The sequence below is a fragment of the Paraburkholderia denitrificans genome, assembly GCF_042655705.1.
In the GTDB taxonomy this organism is placed as follows: domain Bacteria; phylum Pseudomonadota; class Gammaproteobacteria; order Burkholderiales; family Burkholderiaceae; genus Paraburkholderia; species Paraburkholderia denitrificans.
Genome location: NZ_JBHSMP010000009.1, coordinates 47,042 through 62,876, shown reverse-complemented (window position 1 = coordinate 62,876; position 15,835 = coordinate 47,042). Strand labels below are relative to the sequence as shown.

The window sequence follows — 15,835 nt, the reverse complement described above, 5'->3', positions numbered from 1 at the left end:
ACTGTGAATCCTTTATTCAAACGTGGGCGTTTCGACCCTGGTCAACCCTTCACCGCGCCCGCCGTAAGGCCACGCACGAAGTAGCGGCCGGCGATCACGTAGACGAGCAGCGTGGGCAGCGCGGCGATGATCGCGCCGGCCATGTCGACGTTGTATTCCTTCACGCCGGTGGACGTGTTCACGAGATTGTTCAGCGCGACCGTGATCGGCATCGAATCGACGCCTGAAAACACGATACCGAACAGGAAGTCATTCCAGATCTGCGTGAATTGCCAGATCAGGCACACCATGAAGATCGGCAGCGAGATCGGCAGCATGATGCGCGTGAAGATCATGAAGAATCCGGCGCCGTCGATGCGCGCGGCCTTCACGAGTTCGGCGGGCACGCTCACGTAGAAGTTGCGGAAGAACATCGTGGTGAACGCGATGCCGTACACGACGTGCACGAGCACGAGGCCGCCGATCGTGTTCGAGAGGCCGAGAAAGCCTTCGAGTCGCGCCATCGGCAGCAGGATCGCCTGAAACGGAATGAAACAGCCGACCAGCAGCATCGTGAACAGGCCGTCCGCGCCGCGAAAACGCCAGTGCGTGAGCACGTAGCCGTTGAACGCGCCGATGATCGATGAGATCAGTACGGCCGGGATCACCATCTTCACGGAGTTCATGAAGAACGGCTGCATGCCGTCACAGCGCACGCCGGTGCATGCCCCGCTCCACGCTTTTACCCACGGCGCGAAGCTCGGATGCGTGGGCAGCGTGAGCATGTTGCCCGTGTGCAGCTGGTCGAGACTCTTCACCGAGGTCGACAGCATCACGTAAAGCGGGAACAGGAAGTACAACGCGAACAGGATCAGTGCCGCATACACGACCACGCGGCTTGCCTTCATCTTAGGCTGCATTGCGCGTGCTCCTCGATTCCAGGTACATCAGCGGCACGAGCACGGCCACGACGGTCGCGAGCATCATGATCGACGAGGCCGCGCCTACGCCGAGCTGCCCGCGGTTGAACGAAAACGTGTACATGAAGATGGCCGGCAGCGACGACGCCGTGCCCGGACCGCCCGCAGTCAACGCGACGACGAGGTCGAAGGTCTTGATCGCGATGTGGCAGAGAATCAGCAGCACCGAGAAGAACACCGGACGCATGCTCGGAATCACGATCTTGCGGTAGATCGTGGGCAGCGTCGCGCCATCCACCTGGGCGGCCTTGAAGATCTCCGCATCGACACCGCGCAGCCCCGCGAGGAAGAGCGCCATGCAAAAGCCCGTGGACTGCCACACCGCAGCGATCACGATACAGAAGATCGCCCGGTCGGGATTGTCGAGCCAGTCGAACGCGAAGCTCGTCCAGCCCCAGTCGTGCATCACACGCTGGATGCCGAGATCGGGATTCATGATCCATTGCCAGGCCGTGCCGGTCACGATGTACGACAGCGCCATCGGATAGAGGAACACCGCGCGCAGGGCACCTTCCTGGCGAATCTGCTGGTCGAGCAGGATCGCGAGGAACAGGCCGAGCCCGACACAGATGCCGATGAACGGAATGCCGAACCAGCCGAGATTCTGTGCGGACGTCCACCAGACATCGTTCGCGAACAGTTCCCTGTAGCGAGCGAGGCCGGCAAATTCGTAACGCGGCATCAGTTTCGAATTGGACAACGACAGATAGCCGGTGACGATGATGAAGCCGTAGACGAACACAAGGCTGATCAGGATGCTGGGCGAAAGCACCAGCTTCGGGATCCAGCGGTCTGCGAGCGCCGCCATGGGCGACACGCGGCTGGCAGTTGGCGTCGACGCCTTGCCATTGCCGCTAAGAGAAGCAGTCACTGCGCAACTCCTGGTACGGTGCGAAAGAGGCTTCGCACGATGAAGGGGTTCAGCTCAAACCGTCATGCACAGAGTGCCGCGCGCGGCGCACAACCGTGCCGCGCGCGGAATTCACCCTGCCTACTTCGTTTGTGCCGCCTTCGCGAGCGCTGCGACTGCGCTCTTCGAATCCTGGTTGGAGTTCATGAACTTCGTCACGACGTCGGTGATCGCACCGGCGGTGGCATCGGGCTGAGCCATGCCGTGCGCGAGCGACGGCATATAGCCGCCGGCCTTGATGGCGGTCTGCTCATCCGCGTACGAGCGCTTCGCGCATGCGTCGAACTTGCTCATGTCCACACCCAGACGGACCGGGATAGAACCCTTGTACAGGCTGAACTGCTCCTGGAACGACGGGCTCATGATGGTCTTCGCGAGCGAGATCTGGCCCGGCGTCGCGGCCTTCTGGCCCTTCTGCTGGAAGAACACGAACGAGTCGACATTGAAAGTGTAGGCCTTCTCCGTGCCCGGGACGGGCGCGCAGACGTAGTCCTTGTCGGGCTGCTTGTTCGCGGTCGCGAACTCGCCCTTCGCCCAGTCGCCCATGAACTGCATGCCGGCCTTGCCGTTGATGACCATCGCCGTCGCGAGGTTCCAGTCGCGGCCCGTGCGGCCGTTATCCATGTACGACTCGATCTTGCGGACCGTATCGAACACGCCGACCATCTGCTGCGACGTGAGCGTCTTCTGGTCCAGATCCACAAGCGCTTTCTTGTAGAAGTCCGCGCCCTGCGAGAGGACCACGTCTTCCCACAGCGTCAGGTCCTGCCACGGCTGGCCGCCCGCTGCGACCGGCTGGTAGCCGGCAGCCTTCAGCTTGTCGGCGAGCGCGAAGAATTCCGGCCACGTGGCCGGCGGCTTGCCGCCCACCTTTTCGAGCGCGGCCTTGTTGATCCACACCCAGTTCACGCGGTGCACCGAGAACGGCGCGCCGACGTAGTGATTGTCTGCGCGCATGATCTTGTCGATCTGCGGCGGCAGGTGCGCCTTCCAGTCGGTGGCGGCCGAATCGATCGGCGCGAGCACGCCCTGGTCAGCCCATTCCTGGATCAGAGGCCCCTTGATCTGGGCAGCGCTCGGCGCATTGCCCGAAATCACCTGGGTTTTCAGTGCGGTCATGGCCGCCGCGCCCGCACCGCCGGCAACAGCGAAGTCCTTCCACACATAGCCCTGCTTCTGCATGTCGTCCTTGAGCACGCCAACGGCCTTCGATTCGCCGCCCGACGTCCACCAGTGCAGCACTTCGAGGGATTCGGCTGCCTGCGCGGTGACCGCGACGTTGCCCAACAGACCTGCGGCGCACAGGGCGCCCATGATCGCTCGGAATTTCATTGCTTATCTCCTCCAGACACCTGAAAAAAAACGTTTGGCCCCTGATGTCGCCAGGGTGCGATTGTGGTTCAAACAGGCAAAACACTGGACGGTCGGGCGCCGGAGTGCCGCGCGAGCATGCGTTTTTGCTGGATGCGCGCGAGCCGCGTGCCGGTGTACGGCCGCTATACGCTCAAGGGATGAGTGGCTTGGGATGCAACTGACTGTCTCCTCTTTTGATTCTCACCGGCCGGCGGGCGACGCGCGGATCGCCCGCACCTGCAGCTGGTCGAGGCGCCGCTCATCGCATTTCGCGTGAAGCGGCCCAACGTCCCTCCGGATCGCGACCCGTCCACTACGGCTCGCGTGAACAAATTCGTTGTCCATTACCATGAGGAATGTTCCGTCCGTCCGGGGATTCATGGGCCGGTGGCGCCTTTATACCGCGCTCCGGCAAGCATTTTCCATCGATTGAACGTTACCTCTTGATTTGGATTGTAGTTAAACTACAATTCAGTGTCAAAAAAATTTTTGTCGAGCTACGGCCGCCCGCTATCCCCCTGCAGCGGCCCCCAGGAATGTGACGGAGACTATGCAATCCCAGACCGATTCAGGCTTCACGTTCGTTCTCTTCGGCGGCACCGGCGACCTGTCGATGCGCAAGATCCTCCCCGCCCTGTATGAAGCGCATCGCTCAGGCATGCTCGCGGCGTCGGGCAAGATCGTATGCGTCGCACGGCAAGAGGACGACCGCGGGCAGTACCTTCAGTGGGTCGACGCGCATGTGCGGCCGCACGTCTCGAAAAACGGCCTCGACGAGGCCGCGTGGGCCAGCTTTCTCGCCCGCATCGACTACGTGAAGCTCGACCTGTCGCGCGCCGAAGATTTCACGACGCTGCGCGACGCCATTGCGCCGCTGCCGGGCATCCGCGTGTTCTATCTCGCGACGGGTCCGTCGCTGTTCGTGCCGATCTGCCGCGCGCTCGCTTCTGTCGGGTTGAACACCAACGCGCGCATCGTGCTGGAAAAGCCGCTTGGCTACGATCTCCAGTCGTCGAATGCGATCAACGACGCTGTCGGCGAAATCTTCGCCGAAGGCCAGATCTACCGGATCGATCACTACCTCGGCAAGGAGCCGGTGCAGAACCTGCTCGCGCTGCGCTTCGGCAACGCGCTCTTCGAGCCGCTGTGGCGCCGCGAATGGGTGGAGAGCATCCAGATCACCATCGCGGAGGAACTTGGCGTCGAGGCGCGCGGCGACTTCTACGACAATACGGGCGCGCTGCGCGACATGGTGCAAAATCACCTGTTGCAGCTACTGTCGATCGTCGCCATGGAACCGCCTCACTCGATGGATTCCGACTCGGTGCGCGACGAGAAGCTGCGCGTGCTGCGCGCGCTCAAGCCCGTCGATACCCGCGACATCAGCAAGGTTGCGGTGCGCGGCCAGTATCATGCGGGTGTGATCCGCGGCCAGGCCGTGCCGGCCTACGCGACCGAACCGGGCGTGAAGGAAGACAGCCGCACCGAGACCTTCGTCGCGCTCAAGGTGGAGATCGAGAACTGGCGCTGGGCCGGCGTGCCGTTTTTCCTGCGCACCGGCAAGCGGCTCGCGGACCGCGTCGCGGAAATCGTGGTGAACTTCCGCCCCGTGCCGCACTCGGCGCTCGGCGCGCCCGCGCTGCGCCCCGGCGCGAACCGCCTCGTGATCCGCCTGCAGCCGAATGAGACCATTCGTCTTTACTGCCTCGCGAAACAGCCGGGCGAAGGGATGAATCTCGCCAGCGTGCACCTCGATCTCGCGTTCGACCAGTTCTTCCGCGAAGGCCAGATGGAGGCGTATCAGCGCCTGCTGCTCGACGTGATCCACGGGCGGCTCGCGCTCTTCGTGCGCCGCGACGAGCAGGAAGCGGCCTGGAAATGGGTCGAGCCGATCCTGAACGAATGGGCGGCCTCGTTGCGTCCGCCGAAGCCCTACGCGGCCGGCACGTGGGGGCCTGCCGCGTCGGGCGCGATGCTCGCGCAGCACGGCACCTGCTGGCTCGAAGAGGAAAACTGACGCTGGATGCAGGACGGCGGCCACGCGCTGCGCGGCCGCCCAGATAGGGTTGATGGGCTGATGGCCGATGTAATCTGCACGAGATCCGCAAGGATCTCCGCAATAGCTGCACGGAGGAGAAGTGATCGAGCTTCATGTATTCGATGACCCGCGCGTCCAATCCGACGCGCTGGCACGAGCCGTGGGCGATGCGCTACATGCGTCGCTCGCCGCTCAGCAGGCCGCCCCCGGCACCGGCACGCGCCGGGCGACGCTCGCCGTCTCCGGCGGCACGAGCCCGCGCCCGTTCCTCGAGGCGCTGTCGACGCATCGCTTCGACTGGGCCCGCACCGACGTCACGCTCGTAGACGACCGCTGGGTGCCGGAATCCGATCCCGCCAGCAACGCGCGCCTCGTGCGCGAGACGCTGCTGAAAAACGAGGCTGCACTCGCGCGCTTCCTGCCGCTCGTGGACGTGTCCGCCTCGCTCGATGCGCACGTCGCCGCGCTCAACGCCGATCCGCAGCGCCTGTTGCCCAACGTCGCCGTGCTCGGCATGGGCGAGGACGGCCACACGGCGTCGATCTTCGCGGACGCGCCCGAGTGGCACGAGGCGATCACGACGGCTCGCCCATTCGTCGCCGTGCATCCGCAGGCCGCGCCGCATGCGCGCGTGTCGTGGTCGATGCGGGCGCTGCGCCAGATCGATCGCCTCTTCCTGCTGATCGCGGGACAACGTAAGCTTGAAGTTTTGCAGCAGGCCGCCGCGGCCGAACAGAACAACGCCATATCCAAACTGGCGAACGACAAGGGAGTGAGACTCGATGTCTACTGGTGTGCCTAACAAGGCTGGCCCGTCCGCGGGCCAGCACGCCGACGGACCGAGGCTCCTCGCCGATATCGGCGGAACCAACGCGCGCTTCGCGCTCGAAACCGGCGCGGGCGAAATCGGCCAGGTGCGCGTGTATCCGTGCGCCGAATATCCGGGCGTCGCGCAAGTCATCGAGCAATATCTGGCCGACGTGAAGATCGGCCGCGTGAATCATGCGGCGATCGCGATTGCGAACCCGGTCGACGGCGACCAGGTGCGCATGACCAACCACGACTGGACCTTCTCGATCGAAGCGACGCGCCGCACGCTCGGCTTCGACACGCTGCTCGTCGTGAACGACTTCACCGCGCTCGCCATGGCGCTGCCGGGCCTCACCGACACCCAGCGCATGCAGGTGGGCGGCGGCGCACGGCGCCAGAACAGCGTGATCGGCCTGCTCGGGCCGGGCACGGGTCTCGGCGTCTCGGGCCTGATTCCCGCCGACGACCGCTGGATCGCGCTCGGCAGCGAAGGCGGCCACGCGAGCTTCTCGCCGCAGGACGAGCGCGAAGACCTCGTGTTGCAGTTCGCCCGCAAGAAGTGGCCGCACGTTTCGTTCGAGCGCGTATGCGCGGGCCCGGGGATCGAGCTGATCTATCGTGCGCTCGCCGCGCGCGACAAAAAGCGCGTCGCCGCCAACCTCGAACCGGCCGAAGTCGTCAAGCGCGCCCACGAAGGCGAAGCGCTCGCGCAGGAAGCCGTCGAATGCTTCTGCGGCATTCTCGGCAGCTTCGCGGGCAACATCGCGATGACGCTCGGCGCGCTCGGCGGCATCTATATCGGCGGCGGCGTCGTGCCACGTCTCGGCGAGCTGTTCGCGCGCTCGTCGTTTCGCCAGCGCTTCGAGGCCAAAGGGCGCTTCGACGCGTATCTCGCGAACGTCCCCACCTACGTCATCACCGCCGAATATCCGGCGTTCCTCGGCGTCTCTGCGATCCTCGCCGAGCAGCTGTCGAACCGCGCGGGCGGCGGCTCGTCGGCCGTCTTCGAACGCATCCGCCAGATGCGCGACGCGCTCACGCCCGCCGAGCGCCGCGTGGCCGACCTCGCGCTCAACCATCCGCGCTCGATCATCAACGATCCGATCGTCGACATCGCGCGCAAGGCCGACGTGAGCCAGCCGACGGTGATCCGCTTCTGCCGCTCGCTCGGCTGCCAGGGGCTCTCCGACTTCAAGCTCAAGCTCGCGACCGGCCTCACGGGCACGATTCCGGTGAGCCACAGCCAGGTGCATCTGGGCGACGCGGCGACCGACTTCGGCGCGAAGGTGCTCGACAACACCGTTTCAGCGATTCTGCAGTTGCGCGAGCACCTGAACTTCGAGCACGTCGAAGAGGCCATCTCGCTGCTCAACAGCGCGCGCCGCATCGAGTTCTACGGGCTCGGCAATTCGCACATCGTCGCCCAGGACGCGCATTACAAGTTCTTCCGCTTCGGCATTCCGACCATCGCCTACGGCGACCTGTACATGCAGGCGGCCTCGGCGGCGCTGCTCGGCAAGGGCGACGTGATCGTGGCCGTGTCGAAATCGGGCCGCGCGCCCGAGCTGCTGCGCGTACTCGACGTCGCAATGCAGGCCGGCGCGAAGGTGATCGCGATCACGTCGAGCAACACGCCGCTCGCGCGCCGCGCGAACGTTGCGCTCGAAACCGATCACATCGAAATGCGCGAGTCGCAGCTTTCGATGATCTCGCGCATCCTGCATCTGCTGATGATCGATATTCTCGCGGTGGGCGTCGCGATCCGCCGCGCGTCTTCGGAAGGCGACATGCACGACGCGATGGAACGCGTGCGCGCACAAGCCGACGACGATGCATCGGCCGTGCTCGACTGGCTGAGCCACGGAGCGTCGTCGACCGCGCGCGACTGATTGCGGCCTGCACGCGCACCGCTTACGCGCACAACGGCATGTGCAAAGAAATGGGACGCCGAGGCGTCCCATTTTTCATGGCGGCTGCCGCTGCCCGCTTCGCTTACGTCGAAGCGGGTTGCCGCGCCTGACCCGGCGCGGGATGCCCGTGCCAGCGCACCAGGAGCATGCGCCCGACGTAGGCCAGCACACCACACGCGCCGATCGTCACGCCCATGCCGAACGGCGAGACGCCGGGAAACATGCCGACCACGGCGCTCGCGAGCGCGCCGAGGCCAAGCTGCGCCGCGCCGAACACGGCCGCCGCCGCGCCCGCGTTCATCGGATAGCGGTGCATCAGGTCGGTCGCGCAATTCGCGCCGAGCACGCCCACCACGCTCACCACGAAGAACAGCCCGAACACGATCGACCACAGCCCGCCCCACCCGGTCAGGCACATCAGCGCGACGAACAGCGACGCGACGCAACTGAGCGTCGACGCCATCGACACCATGCGCAGCACGCCGAGCCGCCCGACAAACCGGGTATTCAGAACGTTGCCGAGCATGATGCCGAACACGTTCACGCCGAAGAAAAGCCCGTAGTGCTGCGGCGAAACGTGGAAATACTCGATATAGACGAACGGCGTGGCGGAGATATAGGTGAACATCGACGCGAACGCCATGCCGCCGCACAGCATGTGCCCCCACACGAGCGGATCGCGCAGCAGGCGCCCGTAGGCGGCGAACGAGCGGAACACGGCCGCGCTTTCGCGCTTTTCGGCTGGCCAGGTTTCGGGCACGCGCAGCCAGGCCGCGACGGCGCACGCGAGCCCGAACAGCGTGAGCGCGACGAACACGACGCGCCAGCCGCCGAGCAGCAGCAACTGCCCGCCGATCAGCGGCGCGAGCAGCGGCCCGATCGACATGACGATGGCGACCATCGAAAGCACCCTGGCGGCATCCGATGGATCGTGGGCGTCGCGGGCGATGGCGCGCGCGAGCACCGACGCCGCGCCCGCGCCGAGCGCCTGCAAGAAGCGCACGATCACCAGCTCGCCGATGGAGAACGACAGCCAGCACGCGATGCTCGCCACGGTGAAGAGCGCGATGCCGCCCAGCAGCACCGGGCGGCGGCCATAGGCATCGGACACCGGGCCGTAGAGCAGCATGCCGACCGAAAAACCGGCCATGAAGCTCGTGAGGGTCGCGGACGCCGCCGCTGCCGATACGCCGAACGTCTGCGCGATGCTCGGCAGGCTCGGCAGGTACATGTCGGTTGCGAGCGGGCCGCAGGCCGCAAGCGCGCCGAGCAGCAGAATCAGCCGGATATCGGGCCGGCGGCGTGGCGAATGGGGCATGGAAATGGGCAGAAGCGGGCAGGATCAGGCAGAAACGGGCCGCGTGCGTTGGAGCAGCGTCAAGCCGCGGCCGTATCGGTCATGAGCCGCTTCGCGGGTGGCGCGCGCGGCATCGGAGCGAGTCATTGTACCCGAGGCAGGCACGGTCTTTAGCGCTCCAAAAACAGCGCCAAAAACGGAAAAATCGTCCGTCGTGACGACCTTCGTGGCGGCTTTCGTGGCTGCCTTCGACGCGACGTCGCGCCCGGCCCATCCGCCTTCGGACCCGGCTGGCCGCCTTTGCGCCAGCGCGGCGCGCACGGCTGCCGCGGCAACCTGCACCCCGGACCTATCCCCGCGAGTCCGGTACAATTTCGCCAGATTACCCCTACGCGGCGCGAGATCGCACGCCGCGCGCCACATCACTCACGCAGGTTCAGCACTCATGTCCAACACTCAGTCCAGGAACCAGGCCCTCTTCGAACGCGCGCAGCAAACCATTCCCGGCGGCGTCAACTCGCCCGTACGCGCCTTCCGCTCGGTCGGCGGCACGCCGCGCTTCGTCGAGCGCGCCGAAGGACCGTACTTCTGGGATGCCGACGGCCGGCGCTATATCGATTACATCGGCTCGTGGGGCCCGATGATCCTCGGCCACGTCCATCCCGAAGTGCTCGACGCCGTGCAACGCGTGCTCTCGAAGGGCTTCTCGTTCGGCGCGCCGACCGAGGCCGAGATCGAGATCGCCGAGGAAATCTGCAAGATCGTGCCGTCGATGGAACAGGTGCGCATGGTGTCGAGCGGCACCGAAGCGACCATGAGCGCGCTGCGTCTCGCGCGCGGCTTCACGAAGCGCGACCGCATCGTGAAGTTCGAAGGCTGCTACCACGGCCACGCGGACAGCCTGCTCGTGAAGGCGGGCTCGGGCCTGCTCACGTTCGGCAACCCGACTTCGGCGGGCGTGCCGGCCGACGTCGCAAAGCACACCACCGTGCTCGAATACAACAACGTCGCGGCGCTCGAAGAGGCGTTCAAGGCATTCGGCGACGAAATCGCCGCCGTGATCGTCGAACCCGTCGCGGGCAACATGAATCTCGTGAAGGCCTCGCCCGCATTCATCGGCGCATTGCGCAGCCTGTGCACGAAGCACGGCGCCGTGCTGATTTTCGACGAAGTGATGTGCGGCTTCCGCGTGGGCCTCAAAGGCGCGCAGGCGCTTTACGGCGTCGAGGCCGACATGGTGTGTCTCGGCAAGGTGATCGGCGGCGGCATGCCCGCAGCGGCGTTCGGCGGCCGACGCGAGATCATGGATCACCTCGCGCCGAACGGCACCGTGTATCAGGCGGGCACGCTCTCGGGCAATCCTGTCGCGGTCGCGGCCGGTCTCAAGACGCTGCAGCTGATCCAGGCGCCCGGTTTCTACGACCGCCTCACGGCGCAGACCGCGCGTCTTGCGCAGGGCATCACCGAGGCGGCGCGCGAAGCGAAAGTGCCGTTCGTCGCCGATTCGGTGGGCGGCATGTTCGGCCTCTACTTCGCCGAGAAGGTCCCGGCGAGCTTCGCCGAAGTCACGAAGAGCGATGTCGCGCGCTTTAACCGCTTCTTCCACCAGATGCTGGACGCGGGCGTGTACTTCGCGCCGTCGGCCTATGAAGCGGGCTTCGTGTCGATCAAGCACGACGACGCGATCATCGACGAGACCATCGCCGCCGCGCGCCGCGCGTTCGCCGAAGCCTAAACGCGCGCGACGCACGCCACGAGAGAGCGCCGGGCACCTTGCCCGGCTCACCCGAACCGTTGCTCAGAAGTGCATGATGATGTTCTCGCAAACCGATTTCGTCCATATGGAGCGCGCGCTCGCCCTCGCGGCGCGCGGCCTTTACACGACCGATCCGAATCCGCGCGTCGGCTGTGTGCTGGTGAAGGACGGCGTGGTGATCGGCGAAGGCTTCACACAGCCGGCCGGCCAGGACCACGCCGAAATCCAGGCGATGAGGGACGCGCGCGGACGCGGCCACGACCTGCGCGGTGCAACGGCCTACGTGACGCTCGAACCGTGCAGCCACTTCGGCCGCACGCCGCCCTGCGCGGGCGCGCTCATCGAAGCGAAGGTCGCGCGCGTGATCGCGGCGATGGAAGACCCGAATCCGCTCGTATCGGGGCGCGGCCTCACGATGCTGCGCGATGCGGGCATCGACGTGCGCTGCGGGCTGCTCGCGAACGAAGCGCGCGAGATGAACATCGGTTTCGTCTCGCGCATGACGAGAAAGCGCCCGTGGGTACGCATGAAGATCGCGGCGTCGCTCGACGGCCGCACGGGCCTGCCCTCCGGCGTGAGCCAGTGGATCACGGGCGCTGAAGCGCGCGCGGACGGCCACGCGTGGCGCGCGCGTGCGTCGGCGATTCTCACGGGCATCGGCACCGTCAAGGAAGACGATCCGCGCCTGACCGTGCGCGCGGTCGACACGCCGCGCCAGCCGAAGCGCATCCTTATTGACAGCAGGCTCGAAGTGTCGCCCGAAGCGCAGATTCTCGCGGGCGCACCGACGCTCGTGTTTTGCGCTTCGCTCGACGATCGCAATGCCGAGCGTGCCGAAGCGCTGCGTGCGCGCGGCGCCGAACTGGTGGCGCTCGGCAACGGACGCGGCAAGGTCGATCTGCCCGCGATGCTGACCGAACTGGCCGCGCGCGGCGTGAACGAGCTTCACGTCGAGGCGGGCAACAAACTCAACGGCTCGCTGCTGCGCGAGGGTTGCGTGGACGAGCTGCTGCTCTACCTCGCGCCGTCGCTGCTCGGCACCGACGCGCTCGGGATGATCGACATCGCCGCGCCCGAGAGCCTCGACGAGCGCACGCGCCTGACCTTCCATGCGGTCGAGCGCATCGGCGACGATCTGCGTATCCTCGCGCGCGTGGTGCGCGGCGAGAACCTGCAGGCGGATGCGCCGTAAGCCGCACCGCGCCTCTCACTCACGAAACGAACACAAGGAACAGCACGATGTTTACCGGAATCGTCGCGGCGGTGGGCCGCATCGAATCGATCAAGCCGCTTGGCGCCGGTGCTGACGCGGGCGTGCGCCTCACCGTCGATGCGGGCAGCCTCGATCTCGGCGACGTGCAGATCGGCGACAGCATCGCGATCCAGGGCGCGTGCATGACCGTGATCGAAAAGTCGGCAACGCGCTTCGATGTCGAAGTCTCGCGCGAAAGCCTGAACCACACCGTGGGCCTCGCCGCGACCGGCGACGTGAACCTCGAAAAGGCGTTACGCGCGCACGATCGCCTCGGCGGGCACATCGTGTCGGGCCACGTGGACGGCCTCGGCACCGTCACGCGCTTTACGCCGGTGGGCGAGTCGCATGAACTGCGCGTGCTCGCGCCCGCCGATGTCGGCCGCTACCTCGCGTACAAGGGCTCGGTGACGATCAATGGCGTGAGCCTCACCGTGAACTCGGTCGACGACCGCGCGGACGGCTGCGAATTCTCGATCAACCTGATTCCGCACACTGTCGAGGTGACGACGCTCCGGCATCTGCAGGCCGGTTCGCAGGTAAATCTGGAGATCGACCTGATCGCGCGGTATGTGGAGCGGATGCTGTCGACGGCGTCGACTATCCAACGTAGCTGACCGCCGCGAGGAGCCTCGCGGCTCGACCGTTTCCTGGCTCCGCGACAAGCAGCCTCCTGGCGGGCAACAGTGCAACTCTCGAAGCACTTTGCCCCAGCGCGTCAGTTATCAGCCCTCCTGTCCCTCAAACCGGACTACGCTGCGGCAGCTCGCAATCAGGCGGCTGCTCCTCCACCGCTCGCCAATTCTTTCAACGCCCGCTCCGGGGACACGGGTCCCTTGTAAAGCGGGCTACATGGCGTACGCGCCAGTTCTAGCGACAGCTCGATGAGTTCGTTCGGTTTATCGTGGCCGCGGTAGGCTTCGGCGAGATGTGTGAACTCCGTCATGATGCCGACAACGCTGCGATTTTGCGTCTTCGCGTATTTGACGACCTGCATTTCGCGTACTTCCGAGTCGATAAACGAACGCGGCACGCCGTGGGCGGCCAGTATATCCACCAGAGCCCCCGGGAACCTGACCGCCAGATTGGCGGCCGGAGCCAGCGGCATCAGCACCGGCAATAGCGTCTGCTCGTGCACAAGCATCGCAACCTGCGGTCGCCATGGCAAAGCAGTTGCGTACCAGTTGCCAAGCTTCGTGGTGCTGCTTCCGACCTCGAGCACGTCGGGATTCAGACGCTTAAGCAGCTTATGAGTGCAGTAAAGATAGAGCATGGAAAAGGCGGCAACCATGTACCAAAAGAAGCGATGTACGCCGAGGGAACAAGCGTGGTTCGGCCCGACCCACTCGCCGACACATACGTTGAAATTATACGCTATTTGCGTATAATTCAGCCATGCAAGCGACCTTCATTGAACTGCCGCCGTTTTCCCGTGAACGCGAGAACTACCTTGCGGATGACGAGTACGCCGTCCTGCAGAAAGAGCTGCTGGCTAATCCCGAGGCCGGTGACTTGATTAAGGGAACCGACGGTTTGCGGAAGTTGAGGTTCGCTGACAAACGCCGCCAGAAGGGCAAACGCGGTGGCCTACGAGGGATCTATTACTACTGGGTCAGCGGTTATCAATTCTGGTTGTTCACACTGTACGACAAGGATGAAATGGCAGATCTATCCAGTGACGAGCGCAAAGCCTTCGCGAAGCTGCTGGAAAGTGAGGTCACGATACGGAGCAAGCAATGAAGAAGCGAAATCTGTTTGCTGAATTGACTGAGGGTCTCGACGCCCTTGCTGCTGAGCGCGAAGGGAAAATCACGCTGCGCAAGATCAAGGCCGATGTGCCAGATGCGCTTGAAGTGTCGCCGGCCGAAATCAAGGCCGTGCGCGAAGCCTCTCACGCGTCGCAAGCCGTCATGGCCCGAAGCCTGCGCATCAACGTGCGCACGTATCAGAATTGGGAACAAGGCAAGGCCAAGCCAAACGCACAGGCCGCCACGCTGATCCGACTGGTCGCCAAGCACCCGGAAACGCTACAGATGCTGGAGACGCTCTGAACGATGTCCGATTGCGGACGTCGTTCAGCATCGCCTATCGTCGTCTCGCTACAAGCACCGTGGTACGACGGTATTCGTGACGGTATACGGCCGTTTTCTGCGGTTCGTATACCGTCACGCCTTTAAAGATTCCCCTCTTCGGCTCACGCGCCAAATCACTGCGCCGGCGCAGACTTCCCGACGTACGGATGATGCTTCTTCACCCAGGGATGCTCTCTCGTCACTCTCGCCGGCGCCATCCGTGCCGGTTGCGCTTCGCCTTGGTGCGCCTGCACGTCCTGTGCGTGCTGCTCGAATTCCGCAACCTTTTGCGGGTCGGTGCTCATCGTGATGCCGTTCTCCGTCTGCGCGTAAGCAGCACCCATCAGCGTTGAAAGGAAAATCAGAACTGCAAGGGACACTTTGTTCATCTCGTCCTCCGTGCGGAATCGACATGTCACTACAAAGAGCAATATACCTACCCGATGCTGGAAGCGCTTTGAACACGCTCGTCCCACGGATATAAGCTCTCAAGTACATCACAGACCTTATCCGTTCATCGCTGCGGTCAATGCGATTGAAAATTCTGCAGCCGTTTACTCCGATTGTTCGGCTGATCCTGCCAGTCAATTCGTTTCCAGCCGCTTTATCGCGGTGCCGCGGACCTCTACATTCACGCTCAGCACCGGCGGATTACTTCATGCAAGTCAAAACACCGGTTTCAATTGATGGTGCGATTTACGCTGAGGAATACATCATGGGCAAGCTTGCAGGGAAGGTAGCCATTGTCACGGGCGCGTCGAAAGGCATCGGCGCCGGTATCGCGAAGGCACTTGCGGCCGAAGGCGCTGCGGTGGTCGTCAACTACGCGAGCAGCAAGGCGGGTGCGGATACCGTTGTATCCGCCATTACTTCAGCCGGAGGGAAGGCAATTGCCGTAGGCGGCGACGTGTCGAAGGCCACCGACGCGCAAGGTATCGTCAGCACGGCCATCGAAACGTACGGTCGCCTCGACATTCTCGTCAATAACTCCGGCATCTACGAGATGGCGCCGATCGAAGAAGTCACGGAAGCCCATTACCGCAAGCAGTTCGACACGAACGTGCTCGGCGTGCTGCTCACCACGCAGGCTGCCGTCAAGCATCTTGGCGAAGGCGCGAGCATCATCAACGTCAGCTCGGTCGTAACGACCATTACGCCACCGGGAAGCGCCGTCTATAGCGGAACGAAGGGCGCGGTGGATGCGATCACCGGCGTGCTCGCACGCGAACTCGGGCCGAAGAAGATCCGCGTGAACGCAATCAATCCGGGTATGGTCGTGACCGAAGGTACGCACACCGCGGGATTCATCGGATCGGATTTCGAGAAGTTTGCAATCAGCCAGACGCCGCTCGGCCGCATTGGGCAGCCGGACGATATCACGTCAGCGGTGGTTTTTCTTGCGTCGGACGACGCTAAATGGCTGACGGGCGAGCATATCGTGGCCAGCGGGGGATTTCGGTAACGCGCACTGGCGGTGA

The 15,835-nt window shown here is 64.4% G+C and carries 15 protein-coding genes; 9 read left to right on the top strand and 6 right to left on the bottom strand.

Annotated features, from left to right (window positions below):
• Positions 1-41: 41 nt before the first annotated feature.
• The 3 genes from ACFPTO_RS06185 to ACFPTO_RS06175 form a co-directional block, all read right to left on the bottom strand.
• The gene (locus tag ACFPTO_RS06185; protein ID WP_377710181.1) at positions 42-899 is read right to left on the bottom strand and encodes a carbohydrate ABC transporter permease; all 858 of its coding nucleotides are present in this window, start codon (positions 897-899) and stop codon (positions 42-44) included.
• A complete protein-coding gene (locus ACFPTO_RS06180; RefSeq protein WP_377710179.1) occupies positions 889-1,830 on the bottom strand; it encodes a carbohydrate ABC transporter permease in 942 nt (313 codons plus the stop codon). The genes ACFPTO_RS06185 and ACFPTO_RS06180 overlap by 11 nt, the downstream gene beginning before the upstream one ends.
• Positions 1,831-1,950: 120 nt before the next feature.
• Complete coding sequence (locus ACFPTO_RS06175; RefSeq protein ID WP_377710178.1) at positions 1,951-3,201, bottom strand: ABC transporter substrate-binding protein; 1,251 nt, start codon at positions 3,199-3,201, stop codon at positions 1,951-1,953.
• A 571-nt stretch (positions 3,202-3,772) separates the two neighbouring features.
• Here ACFPTO_RS06175 and zwf point away from each other — a divergent pair.
• The 3 genes from zwf to ACFPTO_RS06160 all read left to right on the top strand — a co-directional run bounded on the left by zwf (position 3,773) and on the right by ACFPTO_RS06160 (position 7,959).
• Positions 3,773-5,239: a glucose-6-phosphate dehydrogenase gene (gene zwf / locus ACFPTO_RS06170; protein WP_377710177.1), complete on the top strand. Its 1,467-nt coding sequence runs from the start codon at positions 3,773-3,775 to the stop codon at positions 5,237-5,239.
• Positions 5,240-5,360: 121 nt separating this feature from the next.
• Positions 5,361-6,062, top strand: coding sequence for a 6-phosphogluconolactonase (pgl, locus tag ACFPTO_RS06165; RefSeq protein WP_377710175.1), 702 nt, complete (start codon positions 5,361-5,363; stop codon positions 6,060-6,062).
• A complete protein-coding gene (locus ACFPTO_RS06160) occupies positions 6,043-7,959 on the top strand; it encodes a bifunctional transcriptional regulator/glucokinase (RefSeq protein ID WP_377710174.1) in 1,917 nt (638 codons plus the stop codon). Before pgl ends, ACFPTO_RS06160 begins: the two co-directional genes overlap by 20 nt.
• A gap of 103 nt (positions 7,960-8,062) precedes the next feature.
• On the opposite strand, the gene ACFPTO_RS06155 is transcribed toward ACFPTO_RS06160, so the two are convergent.
• Positions 8,063-9,298, bottom strand: a complete 1,236-nt coding sequence (locus ACFPTO_RS06155; protein ID WP_377710172.1) for a Bcr/CflA family multidrug efflux MFS transporter — start codon at positions 9,296-9,298, stop codon at positions 8,063-8,065.
• Between the two features lie 424 nt (positions 9,299-9,722).
• On the opposite strand from ACFPTO_RS06155, the gene hemL reads away from it, so the two are divergent.
• The 3 genes from hemL to ACFPTO_RS06140 all read left to right on the top strand — a co-directional run bounded on the left by hemL (position 9,723) and on the right by ACFPTO_RS06140 (position 12,902).
• Entirely contained in the window at positions 9,723-11,012 is a 1,290-nt protein-coding gene (hemL, locus tag ACFPTO_RS06150) for a glutamate-1-semialdehyde 2,1-aminomutase (RefSeq protein ID WP_377710171.1), read from the top strand.
• 79 nt (positions 11,013-11,091) lie between these two features.
• A complete protein-coding gene (gene ribD, locus ACFPTO_RS06145; RefSeq protein WP_377710546.1) occupies positions 11,092-12,225 on the top strand; it encodes a bifunctional diaminohydroxyphosphoribosylaminopyrimidine deaminase/5-amino-6-(5-phosphoribosylamino)uracil reductase RibD in 1,134 nt (377 codons plus the stop codon).
• Positions 12,226-12,272: 47 nt separating this feature from the next.
• Positions 12,273-12,902 carry a riboflavin synthase gene (locus ACFPTO_RS06140; protein ID WP_377710169.1) on the top strand — a complete coding sequence of 210 codons (630 nt, stop codon included), beginning with the start codon at positions 12,273-12,275 and terminating at the stop codon, positions 12,900-12,902.
• A 155-nt stretch (positions 12,903-13,057) separates the two neighbouring features.
• Here the strand turns inward: ACFPTO_RS06140 and ACFPTO_RS06135 are convergent, their stop codons facing one another.
• Positions 13,058-13,558 carry a DUF6933 domain-containing protein gene (locus tag ACFPTO_RS06135; protein ID WP_377710168.1) on the bottom strand — a complete coding sequence of 167 codons (501 nt, stop codon included), beginning with the start codon at positions 13,556-13,558 and terminating at the stop codon, positions 13,058-13,060.
• A 122-nt stretch (positions 13,559-13,680) separates the two neighbouring features.
• Here ACFPTO_RS06135 and ACFPTO_RS06130 point away from each other — a divergent pair, with 122 nt between their 5' ends.
• Positions 13,681-14,025 (top strand): toxin, encoded by a 345-nt coding sequence (locus ACFPTO_RS06130; RefSeq protein ID WP_377710166.1) that lies wholly within the window; start codon positions 13,681-13,683, stop codon positions 14,023-14,025.
• Positions 14,022-14,336, top strand: a complete 315-nt coding sequence (locus tag ACFPTO_RS06125) for a helix-turn-helix domain-containing protein (RefSeq protein ID WP_010105748.1) — start codon at positions 14,022-14,024, stop codon at positions 14,334-14,336. Before ACFPTO_RS06130 ends, ACFPTO_RS06125 begins: the two co-directional genes overlap by 4 nt.
• A gap of 155 nt (positions 14,337-14,491) precedes the next feature.
• Here the strand turns inward: ACFPTO_RS06125 and ACFPTO_RS06120 are convergent, their stop codons facing one another.
• Positions 14,492-14,746, bottom strand: coding sequence for a hypothetical protein (locus ACFPTO_RS06120; RefSeq protein ID WP_377710165.1), 255 nt, complete (start codon positions 14,744-14,746; stop codon positions 14,492-14,494).
• Between the two features lie 326 nt (positions 14,747-15,072).
• Here ACFPTO_RS06120 and ACFPTO_RS06115 point away from each other — a divergent pair, with 326 nt between their 5' ends.
• Positions 15,073-15,819: a glucose 1-dehydrogenase gene (locus ACFPTO_RS06115; protein WP_377710164.1), complete on the top strand. Its 747-nt coding sequence runs from the start codon at positions 15,073-15,075 to the stop codon at positions 15,817-15,819.
• Positions 15,820-15,835 lie beyond the last annotated feature (16 nt).